Here is a 17365-nt window from a genome sequence, read left to right as displayed (position 1 = left end):
TATAGAAAATATTCAGACTTTCCTTTAGAAGATGAACGAAGTTTTTACAAGACTTGAGGTTTATCGGTTGCGTCAAGAGATGCTATGATTTTTCGCGACAAGATATAAGTAGAATTAAGAATAAATAGTTTGAATGGAATAAAAAAAGCGATTCAATTTGAACCGCTTTTTTGGAAAAATCTGCCAGGTTGGGGTAACCCCCAACGATTGCTACAGATTATTTTTCGTTGTACTGCTTAACGCCGCTTAGGATTTCTTGACGTGCTTCTTCAACATCTCCCCAACCATCGACTTTTACCCATTTTCCTGGCTCTAAGTCTTTGTAATGGCTAAAGAAGTGCTCAACTTGTTCTTTCAGTAATGGAATGTCTTCCACTTTTTGAATGTTTGAATAAATCGGGCTTAGTTTATCAACTGGTACGGCAATAACTTTCGCGTCTTGACCGCCGTCATCTGTCATTTTGAAGATGCCGATAGGGCGACAACGAATGACTGAACCTACCAACAATGGATGTGGTGTTACAACCAATACGTCAACCGGATCACCGTCATCAGACAAAGTATTGTTGATGTAACCGTAGTTTGCAGGATATTGCATGGTTGCACCCTGTAAACGGTCTACCCAAACCAAATCTGTGTCTTTGTCGACTTCATATTTGATTGGCGGTGCAAATGCAGGAATTTCGATAATGACGTTAACGTCATTTGGCACATCTTTACCAACTGGTACTTGAGCGTAACCCATTTTGTTTTCCTTCTTAAATAAATGCCTTTTTAAAACTAAAGCACCCGCCTTGGCGGGTGCATAACATAACGAAATGTTGAAAGTTAAGCCTAAGCTTACTTGTGGTATTCCATCACTTTCAATACTTCGTTCTTAGAACCTAGAACAACCGGAACACGTTGGTGGATGCCTTCAGGTTGAACGTCCATGATGTTCTCACGAGCAGTCGTTGATAGGCCACCAGCTTGCTCAACCAGCATAGACATTGGGTTACCTTCGTACATCAAACGTAGTTTACCTGGTTTACCTGGCTCACGGTTATCCCATGGGTACATGAAGATACCACCACGAACCAAGATACGGTGAACTTCTGCCACCATAGACGCAACCCAACGCATGTTGTAACGCTTACCAAGAGGACCTTCTTCACCTTGTAGGCAGTCTGCAATGTATTGTTGCATGCCTGGTTCCCAGAAACGTTGGTTAGACATGTTGATTGCAAATTCTTTAGTGTCTTCAGGAATCTTAACTTGTTCTTTGGTTAGAACGAATTCACCGATGTGACGATCAAGTGTAAAGAAGTTAACACCTTTACCAGTGGTTAGTACCAACAATGCAGATGGTCCGTAAAGAACATAACCAGCAGCAACTTGCTTGCGACCATCTTGTAGGAAGATAGATTGGTCATCACCAGAACCGTTAGCAGGTGCTTCAAGGATTGAGAAGATCGTACCAACAGATAGGTTAACATCGATGTTAGAAGAACCGTCTAGAGGGTCGAAAGTCACTAGGAACTTACCATCTTTATGACCTGCAACAGTGTAGTCTTCTTCTTCAGAACCGATACCACGAACATACTCGTCGTTGATAAGGATGTTTTTCAAAACATCGTTTGAAATAACGTCCAACATTTTTTGTGTTTCGCCTTGAACGTTTTCAGCTTCGGTTGATCCTAGGATGCCCGCTAGCTCACCTTGACCCAGTTTGTGGGCAATCTCTTTACAGGCGATCATTACGTGACCTAAAACTTGACGTAGTTCACGCTCAACACCGTCTCTAACTAGAATTTCATGAAGTCTTTGCATGGAAGTTCTCTCTTAAGGTTTAAAAATTCGCGTAAGCATAACAGTGACAGGGTAAAAATTCAAGTTTTCCTAGGCGGCGTAGCAGGGATGTATTTAATTTTTAAATCGTCTAAAAGTTAAACAATTTCAATGGGTTATTTTATTTTTGGATTATTTGGAGCTATTTTTATTTAGTCGGTTGTCGATTAACTGAAAAAAAATGAATAGGGATGAAAAAAGTTTAAGTGATTAAATTTTTAGCCTTAACCCCTGTTTACAGTAGAATATACGGCAAATGACATTAAATGTATGGCGCAGTTAGTAAGGATAAAAAAACAAAAATGGCTTTAAAAGAGCAACTTGAAACCGCCACAAAGCAGATGCAAGGGTTTGAAATTCCCGCGATGCCTGCCGAAGTCATGCAGTTGCAGGCATTATTCCAAAAAACCGAGTTTCCAGATACCGCCGATATTGCCGATATTATCGCTCGCAATACGGTGCTTTCCGGTGAACTGATTCGTTTGGCAAACCAAGCACAATTCAAACGTAAAGATTCGGATGAAATTACTACCATCAGAGGCGCGATTGAGTCTTTAGGTCTATTGCGACTAAAAACAGTCATTACAGGTCTGGCCTTTAAAACATTGGTATCTGATAAAGTCTTTGATGAGGTGTTGGAACACACCATGGATGTGTCGAATGTTTCTGCCGAACTTAGCCGTTGGGTTGATGGCGTTGTGCCGGAAGAAGCCTATATGGCAGGCCTGTTTCATAACGCGGGTGCTATTATCATGTCGATGAAGTTTGATGGCTATTCCCAGATATTCTTTAACACTTTGACAAACTGCTATACCGGTATTCTAAAAGAGATAGAGTTATTTGGTGCTCATCATGGTGTGTATGGCTTGTTAGTCGCTAAAAAATGGCAGCTGGCTTCTATGTATGCTCAGGTGATGTTAATGCACCATCAAAAAGATTTTAGTATCATCAAAGAACCTAGAGCAAAGTCTTTGGTTGCGATTGTGCAATTGGCTAATGCGATTGTGGGCGAATCCAGCTTTGACCAGTATAATGGCGATGAAATCAAGTTGATGCGAAAGAATGCACAGACCGAATTAATGATTGAAGATGAGATTGTTGATGAAATCCGAATTTCGTTGATGAGTAATAGCTTAGTCTAATCCCAAACAAATACCCCCTTCCAAAACATATGAAATTTATTATTAAACTCTTCCCCGAAATTATGGTGAAAGGCACTTCCGTCAAGAAAAAGATGGTGAGTCAACTTCATGATAATTTGCGAACGCAACTTTTAAGACTTGATGACAGCATTGAGTTAAAACGCTTTTGGGACAAAATTGAAGTTTTTGCCCCAGAAGACAAAAGAATCCCTGTGTTGAAAGTGTTGACACAAACGCCCGGTGTTGAGCAGGTGTTAGAAGTCTCTCAATCCGAGGCGGATACCTTGGATGAAGTTGCAAAACGTGTCGCAGACTTCGCATTGTCGAAAATTGAAGGCAAAACCTTTGTGGTACGCGTTAAACGCAGTGGCACACATGATTTTTCATCCTTTGATATGGAGCGTTACATTGGGGGATATCTGCTGGAGCATGGTGACGCAAAAGGGGTAGATCTCCATCAACCGGACTATAAGGTTGAGTTGGAATACCAGCAAAACCAAGTCAATGTCATTGCCGCACGCCATAGGGGGTTGGGTGGTTTTCCACTTGGAACCCAAGGTGAAATTCTGTCGTTGATGTCAGGCGGTTTTGATTCCACAGTAGCCAGTTACCTCACCATTAAGCGAGGCATTAAGACACATTTCATTTTCTTCAATCTAGGCGGCGCTGCCCATGAGATTGGCGTTAAGCAGGTTGCGCTCTACTTGTGGGGACAATACGGTTCTTCTCATCGTGTTCAGTTTGTTTCTATTCCGTTTGAAGGTGTGGTTGAAGAAATCTTCCGCTCTTCCCATGAGGGTTATATGGGCGTTATGTTGAAACGTTTGATGCTGCAGGCGTCAGAAAAAATTGCGGATCAAATGGGAATCGATGCGTTGGTGACAGGCGAAAGTGTTGCCCAGGTTTCAAGTCAGACGTTGAGAAACCTTGCATTGATTGATAAAGCAACGGACAAACTGGTGCTTAGACCTCTAGCCGTGATGGACAAGCCTAACATTATGCGTATAGCAGATGAAATCGGAACACGTCATTTCGCTGAAAGCATGCCGGAGTACTGCGGCGTGATTTCAAAAAATCCTGTTATTCATGGTTCATTCAAGCGCATGGAAAAAGAGCAGGTTAGGTTCGACTATGCTGTGCTCGACCAAGCGGTTTCTGAGGCGGTATTTTTACCGGTGCATGAAATCATTGCTGATGTAAATGCACAGGCGAATGTTGAAATCGTCAATCAGGTAGGTGATGAAACGGTCATAGATATCCGTCGCCCTGAAGAAATTGCGGCCCGCCCATTATCTCTGGAAGGCGTGGTCAATATTCCATTTTTTGAATTAAAGCAAAAATTTAAAGGTCTGGATCAATCGAAAAGCTATCTGCTTTATTGCGAAAAAGGCGTGATGAGTCAACTTCACGCGCAATATCTTAAAGATAACGGGTTCGACAAAGTTAAGGTTTATCGTCCGGCTTCTTCTTAATCACTTTCTTTTTTGTCAAGGTTTTTACATCAATGTTACTTTGAGAGGTTTTCTCTAAAAGTAGTCGTTTGTTTTCTTCCAATCGTCTTGATGCCGCCAGGAACAGTTTCATTTTCTGAATACTGGTGACATAGTTCACGGTTTCCCTACCGATCTCGTTTCTAGCTAGTGTCTCAACGTTGTAAAACCACTTATATGGATTCAATCCATGTTTTTGAGCGTCTTCTTGTAGCTGCTGTATTCTTGCCGGTCCGGCATTGTAAGCGGCTAGTGCGAAGTTATCACGGTCTTCAGGTGAGTACTGGGGGTCTGAGAAGTAGCGTTCTCTTAAAAATGCGAGGTATTTCACTCCGGCTTCAATATTGTTTTCGAGCACGTTGATGTGGTGGATGTCTACATTTTTATCTCTGGCAGTGGAGGGCTTGATTTGCATGATTCCGAGAGCCCCCATGTTGCTTTTCTTGCTCTGGTTGAAGCGAGACTCTTGGTAAGCCAGTGCTGCTATGAGCTTCCAATCAAATCCGTAGTATTCGGCATAGAGTTCGAAATAATATTGTAGGCATCTCACCTTTTTCAGCAGGTCGTGGGTTAAGGGTCTTTTAATCCAATAGGTGTCTTCAAAATACTTTTTGTACACGGCATTACCTAGGAAACGACCGGGTTTAGCATAGGCTTGAATAAATCGATCGAGGGAAGCTTTTAATTTGGGGTGGTTTTTCTGAATCGCCCAAGCGATCTGTCCATTGTGGTAAAGCACGAAGTCCGGATGAAGTTGGATGTTACCAAGTACCTTGCTCCAAATTTCGCCAATGTGACTATCTACAACTGTGTAGTCATAAATCCCTTCATTGATCAGCTCCAGCAAATCTTCGGCTTCCAGCAGAGGTGCTGCTCTTACGATTTCAATCGGAGGGAGTCCGAGTACCCCAAGCGTTTGGTTAAGCTTCTCCAAGTGGATGATATAACTGCTGTCTCCCACGACAACTACTTGTTTACCAGCCAAGTCCTGCAATCTTTTGATTGGCGGGGCGTGTTTGTTGGAAATCAGAATTTCTTCAACATTGGTAATGTAGGGTTTGGTGAAGTCCACCAGCCTCTGACGTTCGGGGGTAATGGTAAGACCAGAAGCGGCAATGTCGCCATAGCCTTGTTGAAGTTTGGTCAGGATTTCGCTGAAAGGAAGAGGGATGAATGTCAGGTGGGTTTCGTAGCGTTGCTTTCGTGGGCCGCGGTTCAGGTAGGATTCATATGCGACCAGTAGATCATGTTCTAGCCCTCTGAATCCTTTGGAGGTTAAGAAGAAGTTGGTTTTGGTTCGACTGACCAGTACCCGGATGATTCTCCGCTTTCGTATAGCATCCAAATCACCGGTGAAGGGCTTTTGAATTCTATCAATAATCGAGGATTTCGGGTAAATCGCCTTTGGTTTTGGAACATCGGTGTCGGCTTCCAAAAGGTTGATGTTGCCAAGCAAAAATCCAAACAGTATGCAAATGGATATGACAAGCTTTAGCTTGCTCGAATTTTTGGCGCTGTTAGGCAGCTTTGATGAGGCTTGCTGCGCAGACTTAAGCGTCAATCGCATAGATATCCATTTCCCATATAACACAATAAGCTCCATATTACTAAAAATCACAAAAATGCAATGAACAAAATATCGGCTATTGGTAAGATGAAGCGAGTTTTTAGCCGTTTTTTTATGTTTCAATTTAATAAAACAGATTGAATTGATTCAACTTTCGACAGGGTTGAGAATGGGGAGGTCTGAACGATGAAGCAAGTAAAGTATTTAATTATAGGGGCTGGTTCAGCCGGGTTGACGGCACTTGGCAAGATTCGTAAAGAGACAGATGATTTCTTGATGATTAATGGAGGTGATTACGGAACCACTTGTGCCAGGGTGGGATGTATGCCTTCAAAAGCGATGATTCATTGTGCAGACCATTTTTATGCCAGAAAAAAGTTTGCAGCGTTTGGTATTAACGGTGCAGAGTCGCTTTCCATAGATGATGCGGCGGTGTTGAAACGTGTAAGAGCTTTTAGAGACCGTTTTACTGGCGGCGTGATCGCAGGTAGTACCGATACATTAACTTCTGAACAGTTAATAACAGGTTATGCGAAGTTTATTTCTGATAATCAGGTTGAGGTTAATGGTGAGATGATTCAGGCAGAAAGAATCATTATCGCAACCGGATCAAGGCCCGTTGTGCCTCAACCGTGGTTAGAGCTGGGTGATCGACTTTTGACGAGTGATACCTTATTTGAGTTGGAAGCCCTGCCCAAAAAAATGGCGGTAATCGGATTAGGCATTATCGGATTGGAGTTAGGGCAGGCGTTGTCGCGAATTGGGGTTGAGGTAATTGGAATTGAAATGGCACCATCATTGACCAGTGTGAAGTCACCCCAAGCAGCGGCTAAGTTATATGAATGTATTTCCAAAGAGTTCCCCATTTATCTCGGAAAGGCAGCACAACTGGAGAAAACAGAGTCTGGTGTTAAGGTGACGTTGGGGGACAATATGTTTGAGGTCGATGCGGTGGTAGCTTCATTGGGAAGACGACCAAATATTGACCAAATCGGCATAGAAAATATAGGTGTTGAGTTGAATGAACGAGGGATGCCACCTTTTAATGTCAATTCAATGCAAGTTGGTGATAAACCGATTTTTATTGCTGGAGACGTCAACACTTATCGACCGATTTTGCATGAAGCAGGACATGAAGGGGCGATTGCGGCAGAAAATGCAATGGCTTATCCAAACATAACGGAATACGAAAGAAAAACGTCTTTAGTTGTGGCATTTACCGATCCACAGGTGGGGGTGTTTGGAACTTCTTACTCTGATTTGGAATTGTCAAATTGTGCCATGGCGGCGTTTGATCTGGAAAGAAATAATGGGCGAGCGATTGTCATGGACGAGGACAAAGGTAGCATTGTTCTTTATGCTGACAAATCAAGTAGATGTTTGCTAGGCGGCGAGCTGGTAATGCATAACGCAGAGCATTTGACGCATTTATTGGCTTGGGCAGTAGCGCAGAAATTGACGATAAAAGAACTGTTGGATATGCCGTTCTATCACCCGGTTTTGGAAGAAGCGTTGGAGTCGGCACTTAGGATATTGGCAAAGCAGCTATATAGTGTGGAAGAGATTTCTGCGATGCCAAAAAGAGCTTAAAGAAGGCTTAAGTTTTTTTGTCAAAAATGTTTAAAAATCATCAAGATTACAATTAAAACAAATTGTTATATAATAGGCGCGGCCTAGCACGTTGCTAGGCTTTTTTTTAACTGGAAGCCCCTTTCTTTTTTGGAATAGTAATTAGAGAGCCAAGACAACGATTGGAATGTTTTAGAGTTGTCTTAACAAACTTCCTACGTAAAGATAAAAAGTTGAGTAAGTGTGTCAGAAACAAAACAAAATGCCTTGGAGCTTTCTTCAGAGGAATCTTCAAATATGCAATCAGTAGTGAACGAAGAGACTGCTACAACAGAAACAAACAATTCTACCGTCGACCCTCATGCTGATAGGGAGGCGTCAAAATACGACAACCCAATTCCTAGTCGTGAATTCATTATTGAAATGCTTGAAAAAGAGCAAAAGCCAATGCGCATCAAGCAGATCGCCGACAGCTTGGAAGTTGACGATGAAGAACGATTCGAAGCTTTGTCTCGACGTTTGAAAGCTATGGTCCGAGATGGTCAGCTTTTAAGAAACCGTCGTGGAGCGTTTGGCCTTATCCAGAAAATGGATTTGATCAAAGGGAAAGTTTTGGGGCACCCGAATGGTTTCGGTTTCGTTGAGCCGGAAGATGGTGGTTCAGACTTGTTCCTTTCTGAAAAGGAAATGCATAAAGTATTTCATGGCGATATCGTCATTGCATCGGTTGTCGGTGTCGATCGTAAAGGTCGACGTGAAGGGATGATCGTTGAGGTGGTAAAACACACCAATGAAAAAGTACTGGGTCGTCTTCATTATGAGGACGGGCTAGCTTGGGTTCAGCCTAGTAACAGTAAGATTGCACAAGATATTTTCATTCCCCAAGATGGTTTGATTGATGCGGCGGAAGGCCAAATCGTTATGGTGGAAATTATTCACCAGCCAACCAAGCGCTCAAGTGCCATCGGTAAAATCATTGAAGTTGTCGGTGACTATATGGCGCCGGGAATGGAAATTGATTCAGCGATTTATGCACATGGTATTCCAAATGAGTGGTCACCTGAGTTGTTGGCTGAGTTGGATGATATTCCAAACGAAGTGACAGAAGCGGAAATTGAAGGCAGAAAAGACCTTCGTAGTCTGCCTTTGGTGACGATTGATGGTGAAGATTCTAAAGACTTTGATGATGCCGTTTTTGCCAAGCGTCGCAAAAAAGGGTGGCGTCTGGTGGTAGCAATTGCCGATGTTTCCCATTACGTCAAATCAGGCAGCGTGTTGGATAAAGAAGCCTTTGAACGTGGTAACTCAGTGTACTTCCCGCAAAAGGTTATTCCGATGTTGCCGGAAAAACTGTCTAACGAAATGTGTTCTTTGAACCCGAAAGTAGACCGTTTGTGTATGGTTTGCGATATGTCGATTGACGATGAAGGTAAGCTTGAACGCACACAGTTTTATGATGCGGTGATGCATTCGAAAGCTAGGTTGACCTATAATCAGGTTCACGACATTCTGACCAATGATCAGAGTGAGCATCGTGATACTTTCAAAGACTTGGTACCCAACCTGGTAGATTTGAACGATCTTTATCAAATACTGAAGACAGCGCGTGAAAGCCGCGGCGCTTTAGAGTTTGATACTGTTGAAACAAGAATTGTGTTCGATGATGCTCGTAAGATTAAAGAAATCGTTCCAGTGCATCGTAACGATGCTCATAAATTGATTGAAGAATGTATGTTGATGGCTAACGTGGCGACGGCTCGTTACCTTAAGTGGCATAAGATTCCGATTCTTTATCGTGTACACGAAAAACCTTCTGAAGAAAAACTGAATAACCTAAGAACATTCTTGGGTGACTTCGGGTTGTTCTTGGAAGGGGGCGATGACCCAAGCGCTGAAGACTTTGCGGCAGTTGCTGAGAAAGTTCAGGGCAAACCTTACAGTCACATTGTTGAAACAGTGTTGTTGCGTAGCATGAACCAAGCGGTTTACCAGCCTGACAATCTCGGTCACTTTGGTTTGAACTACGAGAACTATGCGCACTTTACGTCGCCAATTCGTCGTTACCCAGACCTGTTGATTCACCGCGCGATTCGTTTCGCTTGGCAGAAAAAGCCTGTTGAAACTTATGAATATTCCGAAGCGGATATGAAAACCTTTGGTGAGCATTGCTCGGGCACTGAACGTCGAGCTGATGAAGCAACGCGTGATGCAGTTACCTTCTTGAAATGTGAGTTCTTATCTCATCGTTTGGGAGAAGAGTATGATGCAACCATTTCTGCAGCCACCAACTTTGGTTTGTTTGTAGAACTGGATTCCTTGTATGTCGAAGGTTTGGTGCATATCACTGAGTTGGGAGAAGACTATTTCCATTACGATCAGTCTCGTCATTGCCTGAAAGGTGAGCGTACAGGAAAGGTTTATCGTTTAGGGGATCGTATTCGCGTACAGGTCGCCAAAGTAGATTTGGATGAGCGTAAAGTAGATTTACGATTCATTACCAGCCTGACGGAAGGCGAAGATATAGATGCCGCTCCTGAAGATCAGAACGATGAAGAGCAACCTAAAAAGCGCAAGAAGAAACGTTATTACCGTAAAAAAGGCGGTAAGAAGCCGGCTCAGTCTTGATAATGCTTGAGCCTGATTTAAGATGAAGCAAGAACAGCTATTTGGTATTCATGCAATTGAAAAGTTGCTGAAGCAATCGCCGCATCTTATTTATGCGTTGTCGGTGCAAAAGGGGCCTCTAAACAAGCGCGTGCAAGCATTGGTGGATCAAGCCAAGCGTTTGGACGTAACGGTTAACACAGAGGCCAAGTCTTTTTTCAATCAGGTTGAAGGCGTTCATCAGGGGGTCATCGCTTTGGTTGCCAAGCAAGCAGACCTAACCGAATCTGACCTTGTCAAAATGGTTGAAGAAATCAACAATCCGGTATTTCTATTTTTGGATGAGGTACAAGATCCGCATAACTTAGGAGCTATTCTGCGCACAGCAGACGCTACCGGTGTGGATGCAGTGGTGATTCCAAAGCATAATTCTGTTGGGTTGAATGCAACCGTTCGTAAAGTTGCTTGTGGCGCCGCAGAGACAGTCAAGTTGGTTGTTGTCTCAAACCTTGCAAGAACCTTGAAAGACTTGCAGCAAAAAGGCATGTGGATGACAGGGCTGGCAGGCGAAACGGATCAAACCATTTACGATATGGACTTTAAGGGTTCTGTTGGTTTGGTGATGGGAGCTGAAGGCACCGGCTTGAGAAAGCTGACTCGTGAAAGCTGTGACCATCTTGCTGCCATTCCGATGGTAGGAAGTGTGGAAAGTTTGAATGTTTCTGTTGCAACAGGTGTAACTTTGTACGAAGTCTATCGACAACGTCATTTAGCAAAATAATTAAAATCCTTCAGATAAGAAATCTGCCAGGTTGGGAGGTATGAACCACCCCAATTTTAATCTGTTTTAGGCGAGATAAATATCGCCTTTATCATCTATCTCAATAGCGACGATCTCTAGTTCGTCATTGATACACGGACCTTCAATGCACACACCATCTTCAATTGAGAAGAAGGCATCGTGTACAGAGCACTTCATCGTTTTTTCAAATGGATTAACGTCTACCTTATAAGCTTCGTTTAGCGGTACATCTTGATGAGGGCAGTTGTTCTGGTATGCCTTAACCTGATCTTCATGCTTAATCAAAATAACCGAGTGAGGCAAATCTGCACAAGGCACAATCAGTACTTTCGAGTTGTTGACTTGGTTAACATTTGCTAGCGGCTGTTTTTCTTTGATTTCTGTCAATAGGTTATCGAACCCGAATTGCTGGCATTTTCTTGCAGCAAGTTTGGATGCGGTATCCACAGCAGTTGCTAAATCTTGTTTTTGAATCAATGCGTCAATTAATGCAGCATTGAAGGTGTCTCCGGCACCGAGGGTATCAATCGTTTGTGGAATTTCATGGATTGACTGGTGCGAGATATTGCCCCCTGCCGGACAGAACCATGCACCGTCCTTGCCCCAAGCACATACTAAGTGACTGTTTGGCGCTTGAGTTTTGATGTCTTTCAGTAGGCTTGTCGCATCCTTATATCCCTTTTGGCCAGCATAGTGGTGAGAAAAGATTAACAGGTTTGCTTGAGGGAAGAGTTGCTCAATGCCGTCTCGCGCCTTTTCAACTTCCAGTGAAATAGGCTGATGGGTTAAAAAGGTCTTGGCGATGTTCATCATTCCTGGAAGATGTTCCAGGTTACGCCCTTCAAAATGTAACCAGTCATATTCTTCTATTTCGATTTTGGCAAAGAAATCAAAACTTAGCTCCGGCAGATCACGAAAGTGGGTGATGGTTCTACTGCCGTTCTCTTGATTGAGAATGACATAGGAAGTGGGGGTTTGTCCTTGAATGAATCTCTGAGTGTGTTCAGTTTGTATTTGTCGAGCTTTTAAGCCATTTAACAACTGTTTTGAAGCATCGTCACTGGCAATGGTGGTTGCGATAGTTGTGTCGTGTCCAAGCTGGCTCAAAACATAAAGAGAATTACAGACATTACCGCCCACCTGAAACTGACGCTCAGAGGCTCTAAGTTCCTCATCTTCCCTTGGGTAATGCGCTGTGGTTAGGATGACGTCTAGGATTGCATTTCCTATACCTAAAATTTTTGCCATAAATACCTCGAGAAAATTCAAATTTGGCACGAATTTTAACACAACCCAATTTTCTTGGAACGAGAATACGCACCAAAACGAAGCGGTGAATAAATTTAAGAAAATGCTTGACAGTGTTTTTTGAAAATTAGTTTTTTTATTGGCGTTGTATTCTAGAAAAATACTATAACCTATTGATATATAATTTCTTTTGTATTTTTTTTAATGTTTTGTGTGTTGAAAGTACTTATGTTTTTTCATCCACAAAACCTGTGGATAACTTTGTGGTTAAAATTACCCCGTTGATTGGTAAGTGCCTAAAATTCGTTAATCTTTTTTAAAGTGATTAAAAATTAATCAGCCTGCTAGGTCGTCTCAGATGATTTGTTGTAACAACACTTTTTACAATTAAATTTCTTAATCGAAAAAGAGAGTTTTTCTATCAACATATAATGGTGCATATCGTTTTTTGAAAACTTTGGTGAGGCGTTTTTCATATTTTTGTGAACTAAGTAATCTGTACAATTTTGATTTTGCTAAAATAGCGCGAGTATTTGGAGAAAATTGATTTAGGTTAAGAATTCGCTTATGGGAAATATTGCCATTCATTATACTGCTAATTGCGCAAATTGCGGGTTACAGCGCATTTGTTTTGCTAACGGACTTCATGATACGGATTTATCTCAGTTAGATGAGTTAGTGAATCGCAAGCCATCTCTTTCAAAGGGGGAATATCTATTCAAAGAAGGTGAAAAGTTTACTTCTTTGTTTGCAGTCAGAGCGGGAGCGGTGAAGCTCTTTTCCTACGATCATAATAATTTGGAAGTCATTCACGGTTTCTATTTACCTGGCGATATTGTTGGGATGGACTCAATTGCTTATCAGGAGTATCAGTTTTACGCGGTAGCCTTGGATGTCACCACGGTGTGTGAAATCCCTTATGGTCAACTTTCCGATTTGGCAACGCAGGTTCCTAACCTATATAGTCAGATATTTAGTTTGATGAGTCAGGAAATTGTCGGTAGTCGCATGTACACTTCATTGCTGACGCAAAAAACTGCTGAACAGCGATTGGCTTATTTTATATGGTCGATGTCTCTGAAATATAAGTCTCGAGGCTATCTTCACACGAAATTCCGTTTAAATATTCTGCATAGAGATGTGGCAAGCTATTTGAATCTGACGCCGGAGACCGTGTCTCGCATTCTGGCGAAGTTCAACAAACTAAATGTTCTGAACTGGAAAAAGAAAGAAATCACAATCTTGAATGAAGAGCATTTAAAAGAGTTTGCTGGAGAAGATGCATTAATCTGCTCTGAGTAGTCTCTCGGTCCGTTCGCAGAATTCCTTAAGGTTTTATTGAAGCTATCTCCAATCTTGTTGTAAGGCACAGCGTTAATATTACAGTTGTCTTTTTTACAATACGACAATAAGGAGATTGTTTATGTTACGTTCGTTTCTTAAAGTGAGTTTGGCATCTTTGTTTTTGACAGCATCTTTAGTGGGGTGTTCAAATGCAGAAACTAAACCAGCTTCCAATAATGCACAGCAACAGCATGTGATTTATGGACCATCTTCAAATGATGTTTCCAATGCCGACATCTCTAGCACTAACCCAAGTTATGAGAACTACGGAAGCAAAAAATAGCAGTCTTTTCGGTGTTTAGTAAGAAAGTCTTAAATTTGTAAGGATTTTCTTGTTAAACACATTTGTTTTTGGGTAAGATAACAACTACTTATGTTTTTGCATATTTTATTCAAATTCTAGAGAGGAAGGACAATGTCTGCATCATCACTTAAACAACTGTTTTTGGTCGCGTTCTTAGGGTTAACTTTAGTTGGGTGTTCTTCAACGCCATCTAAAGACGACGATTCAACAGCTTCAACTGCAGCAGCAGCTTCTGGCGATGGTGCAGCTTCAACTGCAACTTCTGATCAAGCAACAGCAAGTGCAGCAACTGACGAAAAAGCTTCTGAGCCAACTAATGCAGATGGCAAAACAGCTTCTCAGTTGTTTGCAGCGTTACAAGGTCAAGTGGTTCACTTCGACTTCGACCGTTCTGAAATCAAGCCTGATTTCTATAACATCATCAAAATGAATGCTGATTACATGTCTTTGAATACCGAAGCTAAGGTAACAATCAAAGGTTATTGTGATGAGCGTGGAACGCCAGAGTATAACTTGGCTCTAGGTGAAAGACGTGCTAATGCTGTTAAGAATGCTTTGATCGCTGAAGGTGTAAGCCCAAGCCGAATCAATGTTATCAGCTATGGTGAAGAAAACCCTGTTGACCCAGCACATACAGAAGCTGCATGGGCTAAAAACCGTAGAGCTGCGTTTTCATATTAATTGAAAATTCGCTAAAACAAGCTGAAAAGCCTTTCTACTGCAGCAGTGGTAGGAAGGCTTTTTTTTTAACAATATTTACTTAAGTCTCATCTGAACATGTCTATACAACAACCAAAAGAAATTTTCCTAAAAGATTATCGTCCACTTGATTTTGAAATCGAATCCGTTGATTTAACGTTTGAACTGGATCCTTCGGAAACCTTGGTGACCAATAGAATGAAGTTTGTCCGTAAGACGGATCAATCCCAATTAAAGCTGGATGGTGAACATCTAGTACTGGTGTCGATTGAAAAAGATGGCAAGATATTGGATCAGGAAGACTTTTATTTGACAGAAACCGACTTGACGCTGAACTGCCCGGAACAGCAGTTTGAACTGGTGGTGAAAACCAGAATCAATCCTGAAGCGAATACGCGTTTGGAAGGATTGTATCGTTCAAGTGGTAACTACTGTACTCAGTGCGAAGCAGAAGGCTTTAGAACCATTACCTATTATTTGGATAGGCCCGATTGTTTGAGTTACTTTACAACTAAGATTATTGGTGATGAATGTGAAAACAAGGTTTTGCTGTCGAATGGGAACTTGATTGAATTTGGTGAGCTAGAAGGTGGTAAACACTTTGCTGTATGGGAAGACCCTCATAAAAAGCCATGTTATTTATTTGCGCTAGTTGCGGGTAACCTTGAAGTGGTTGAAGGTCATTTCGAAACCAAGGACTCAAGACGCGTTGATTTAAGGCTTTATGTGCAAGAAAACAATTTAGATAAATGTGATCATGCCATGGCTTCATTGAAGAAATCAATGAAATGGGATGAAGAGCGTTTTGGATTAATTTATGACCTTGATGTTTACATGGTTGTTGCTGTTGATGATTTCAACATGGGGGCGATGGAGAACAAGGGGTTGAATGTCTTCAATTCCAAGTTTGTGCTTGCTAAGCCAGAAACAGCGACAGACGTTGATTTTGAAGGCATTGAGTCGGTTATTGCTCATGAATATTTTCATAACTGGACAGGAAATCGTGTTACTTGCCGGGATTGGTTTCAGCTAACACTAAAAGAAGGTTTGACTATTTTCAGAGACCAGGAGTTTACTTCTGATATGTTGTCTCCCGCAGTGAAGCGAATAGAAGATGTTAAGCGTTTGCGCAGCTTCCAGTTTCCGGAAGATGCGGGTCCTATGTCGCATCCAATCCAACCGCAATCCTATATTGAAATGAACAACTTTTACACCATGACGGTTTATGAAAAAGGTGCTGAAGTGGTCCGCCTTTATCAAACCTTGCTGGGGCGAGATGGCTTTAGAAAAGGGATGGATTTGTATTTTGACCGCTTTGATGGACAAGCGGTTACGGTGGAAGATTTTCGTAATGCGATGGCGGATGCCAATCAACGTGACTTGTCGCAAATGCATCATTGGTACATTCAGCCTGGCACGCCAAAGGTAACGGTGACTAAGCAATATGATGCTGGCAATAAAACCTTGTCGTTGTCATTCAAACAAACCTTGAACGGAAAGCAAGAGCACTTGCCTTTATTGATTCCTGTGGTGTTTGACGTATTGTCGCCAAGCAATGAAGCCGCGTTGTCGTTTTCGCTTTCTGAAGTAGATCAGTCGCGTTGCTCACGCGCGGACAATGGTTGGTTATTCGAGTTGACCAAACATGATGAATCATTGGTTCTGCAAGGTGTCGAAGAAGAAGGATATCTTTCGTTGTTCCGTGGTTTCTCCGCGCCAATTTTGTTGGATTATGCCTGTACACAGGATGAGTTGGTTGCGTTGGCGTCCTATGATTCTGACAGTTTTGTGCGCTGGGAGTCTATTCAAACCTTGGCGTTGATGAATTTGATTGAAAATGTGCAGGCGGTCGAAGATAACCGAGAAATGGTATTGTCCGAATACTACGCCAAAGCCTTGGAAAGTAATCTTGCGGATACATCACTTGATTTGGCTTTAAAGTCTCTTGCCATTACGTTGCCGGATGAAAGCTATTTACAGGAAGCCTTGTCAGATAAAGGTATGTTGATCAATACCGATAGTATTTTGGCAGTTTATGGCTATATGAAACAAACGATTGCTGAAAAATTTGAATCTTCATTGCTGGCGATATACCAACAAATGCAAAGCTCTGAAGCTTATCGTTATGATAAAGATGCTATTGCACACAGAATGTTGAAAAACCGTTGTTTGAACTATTTGTCAAAATTACCAGCCCAACAAGATTGGATGCAGACTCAGTTTGATCAACAATCAAATATGACAGATGTATTTGCTGCTCTTGAGGCAATGAAGCCTTATGATTCTGTGTGGAAAAAGGCCAACCTGGCAGATTTTTACCACAAATGGAATCACGATGATTTGGTGTTGGATAAGTGGTTTGCTCTGCAAGCATCTGACCAATCTGACAGTGCACTGGATTTGGTGAAATCTCTCGTTGAGCATGCGGATTTTCACTATACCAATCCGAATCGAGCAAGAAGTGTGTTAGGTGTTTTCGGGCGCATGAATATGAAAGGGTTTCACCATGCTTCGGGCGAGGGTTATGCTTTTTTGGCATCAGAAGTGCTGAAACTCGATAAAATAAACCCACAAGTCGCTGCGCGTATAGTCAGTCCGTTTACCCAGTGGAAGCGTTATGATGTTGCTAGGCAAGAAAAAATGAAAAGCCAGCTCACCAAATTGATTGAGAGTGGGAGCTTGTCTAAAGATGTTTATGAAATCGTTTCCAAGTCTTTAAAGTAGGGGTACGGAAATCATAAAAGGTTGGCACCATTGAAGGGATTCTTC

The 17365-nt window shown here is 42.0% G+C and carries 13 protein-coding genes; 9 read left to right on the top strand and 4 right to left on the bottom strand.

What is annotated here, in order from left to right:
- Positions 1–217: 217 nt before the first annotated feature.
- Together ppa and HVMH_RS08200 are read right to left on the bottom strand one after the other, a co-directional pair.
- Positions 218–745, bottom strand: a complete 528-nt coding sequence (gene ppa, locus HVMH_RS08205; protein ID WP_029909843.1) for an inorganic diphosphatase — start codon at positions 743–745, stop codon at positions 218–220.
- A 95-nt stretch (positions 746–840) separates the two neighbouring features.
- The gene (locus tag HVMH_RS08200; protein WP_029909841.1) at positions 841–1809 is read right to left on the bottom strand and encodes a class 1 fructose-bisphosphatase; all 969 of its coding nucleotides are present in this window, start codon (positions 1807–1809) and stop codon (positions 841–843) included.
- Between the two features lie 320 nt (positions 1810–2129).
- Here HVMH_RS08200 and HVMH_RS08195 point away from each other — a divergent pair, with 320 nt between their 5' ends.
- Together HVMH_RS08195 and thiI are read left to right on the top strand one after the other, a co-directional pair.
- The gene (locus HVMH_RS08195; protein WP_162174179.1) at positions 2130–2969 is read left to right on the top strand and encodes an HDOD domain-containing protein; all 840 of its coding nucleotides are present in this window, start codon (positions 2130–2132) and stop codon (positions 2967–2969) included.
- Positions 2970–2998: 29 nt separating this feature from the next.
- Positions 2999–4441 (top strand): tRNA uracil 4-sulfurtransferase ThiI, encoded by a 1443-nt coding sequence (thiI, locus tag HVMH_RS08190; RefSeq protein WP_029909837.1) that lies wholly within the window; start codon positions 2999–3001, stop codon positions 4439–4441.
- Here thiI and HVMH_RS08185 read toward each other — a convergent pair.
- The gene (locus HVMH_RS08185) at positions 4413–6026 is read right to left on the bottom strand and encodes an MltF family protein (RefSeq protein ID WP_081822703.1); all 1614 of its coding nucleotides are present in this window, start codon (positions 6024–6026) and stop codon (positions 4413–4415) included. The genes thiI and HVMH_RS08185 overlap by 29 nt on opposite strands.
- Positions 6027–6212: 186 nt before the next feature.
- Between HVMH_RS08185 and HVMH_RS08180 the strand changes: the two genes are divergently transcribed.
- The 3 genes from HVMH_RS08180 (at position 6213) to rlmB (ending at position 10980) form a co-directional block, all read left to right on the top strand.
- A complete protein-coding gene (locus HVMH_RS08180; protein WP_029909832.1) occupies positions 6213–7616 on the top strand; it encodes a dihydrolipoyl dehydrogenase in 1404 nt (467 codons plus the stop codon).
- Positions 7617–7892: 276 nt separating this feature from the next.
- Positions 7893–10220 carry a ribonuclease R gene (gene rnr, locus HVMH_RS08175; protein ID WP_051623211.1) on the top strand — a complete coding sequence of 776 codons (2328 nt, stop codon included), beginning with the start codon at positions 7893–7895 and terminating at the stop codon, positions 10218–10220.
- A gap of 22 nt (positions 10221–10242) precedes the next feature.
- A complete protein-coding gene (gene rlmB / locus HVMH_RS08170) occupies positions 10243–10980 on the top strand; it encodes a 23S rRNA (guanosine(2251)-2'-O)-methyltransferase RlmB (RefSeq protein WP_029909827.1) in 738 nt (245 codons plus the stop codon).
- 66 nt (positions 10981–11046) lie between these two features.
- Here the strand turns inward: rlmB and HVMH_RS08165 are convergent, their stop codons facing one another.
- Positions 11047–12249: a PfkB family carbohydrate kinase gene (locus HVMH_RS08165; protein WP_029909824.1), complete on the bottom strand. Its 1203-nt coding sequence runs from the start codon at positions 12247–12249 to the stop codon at positions 11047–11049.
- A 567-nt stretch (positions 12250–12816) separates the two neighbouring features.
- On the opposite strand from HVMH_RS08165, the gene HVMH_RS08160 reads away from it, so the two are divergent.
- From HVMH_RS08160 to pepN, 4 genes are all read left to right on the top strand, one after another.
- Positions 12817–13551: a cyclic nucleotide-binding domain-containing protein gene (locus tag HVMH_RS08160; RefSeq protein ID WP_029909821.1), complete on the top strand. Its 735-nt coding sequence runs from the start codon at positions 12817–12819 to the stop codon at positions 13549–13551.
- Positions 13552–13672: 121 nt separating this feature from the next.
- Entirely contained in the window at positions 13673–13876 is a 204-nt protein-coding gene (locus tag HVMH_RS08155; protein WP_029909818.1) for a hypothetical protein, read from the top strand.
- A 132-nt stretch (positions 13877–14008) separates the two neighbouring features.
- Entirely contained in the window at positions 14009–14578 is a 570-nt protein-coding gene (pal, locus tag HVMH_RS08150; RefSeq protein ID WP_029909815.1) for a peptidoglycan-associated lipoprotein Pal, read from the top strand.
- Positions 14579–14674: 96 nt separating this feature from the next.
- Positions 14675–17320, top strand: a complete 2646-nt coding sequence (gene pepN, locus HVMH_RS08145) for an aminopeptidase N (protein WP_029909813.1) — start codon at positions 14675–14677, stop codon at positions 17318–17320.
- Positions 17321–17365: the final 45 nt, after the last annotated feature.

Origin of the sequence: Hydrogenovibrio marinus (assembly GCF_013340845.1) — a bacterium.
Classification (GTDB): Bacteria; Pseudomonadota; Gammaproteobacteria; order Thiomicrospirales; family Thiomicrospiraceae; genus Hydrogenovibrio; species Hydrogenovibrio marinus.
Note: the sequence above shows the minus strand (reverse complement) of the source record. Positions and strands in the feature narration are given on the sequence as shown.

Bases quoted from the DNA above. Each gene is read 5' to 3' on its own strand.
- ppa (WP_029909843.1), bottom strand. From the start codon at position 745: ATGGGTTACGCTCAAGTACCAGTTGGTAAAGATGTGCCAAATGACGTT.
- thiI (WP_029909837.1), top strand. From the start codon at position 2,999: ATGAAATTTATTATTAAACTCTTCCCCGAAATTATGGTGAAAGGCACT.
- pal (WP_029909815.1), top strand. From the start codon at position 14,009: ATGTCTGCATCATCACTTAAACAACTGTTTTTGGTCGCGTTCTTAGGG.
- HVMH_RS08180 (WP_029909832.1), top strand. From the start codon at position 6,213: ATGAAGCAAGTAAAGTATTTAATTATAGGGGCTGGTTCAGCCGGGTTG.
- HVMH_RS08200 (WP_029909841.1), bottom strand. From the start codon at position 1,809: ATGCAAAGACTTCATGAAATTCTAGTTAGAGACGGTGTTGAGCGTGAA.
- rlmB (WP_029909827.1), top strand. From the start codon at position 10,243: ATGAAGCAAGAACAGCTATTTGGTATTCATGCAATTGAAAAGTTGCTG.
- HVMH_RS08155 (WP_029909818.1), top strand. From the start codon at position 13,673: ATGTTACGTTCGTTTCTTAAAGTGAGTTTGGCATCTTTGTTTTTGACA.
- HVMH_RS08195 (WP_162174179.1), top strand. From the start codon at position 2,130: ATGGCTTTAAAAGAGCAACTTGAAACCGCCACAAAGCAGATGCAAGGG.
- HVMH_RS08185 (WP_081822703.1), bottom strand. From the start codon at position 6,026: ATGCGATTGACGCTTAAGTCTGCGCAGCAAGCCTCATCAAAGCTGCCT.
- HVMH_RS08165 (WP_029909824.1), bottom strand. From the start codon at position 12,249: ATGGCAAAAATTTTAGGTATAGGAAATGCAATCCTAGACGTCATCCTA.
- HVMH_RS08160 (WP_029909821.1), top strand. From the start codon at position 12,817: ATGGGAAATATTGCCATTCATTATACTGCTAATTGCGCAAATTGCGGG.
- pepN (WP_029909813.1), top strand. From the start codon at position 14,675: ATGTCTATACAACAACCAAAAGAAATTTTCCTAAAAGATTATCGTCCA.
- rnr (WP_051623211.1), top strand. From the start codon at position 7,893: ATGCAATCAGTAGTGAACGAAGAGACTGCTACAACAGAAACAAACAAT.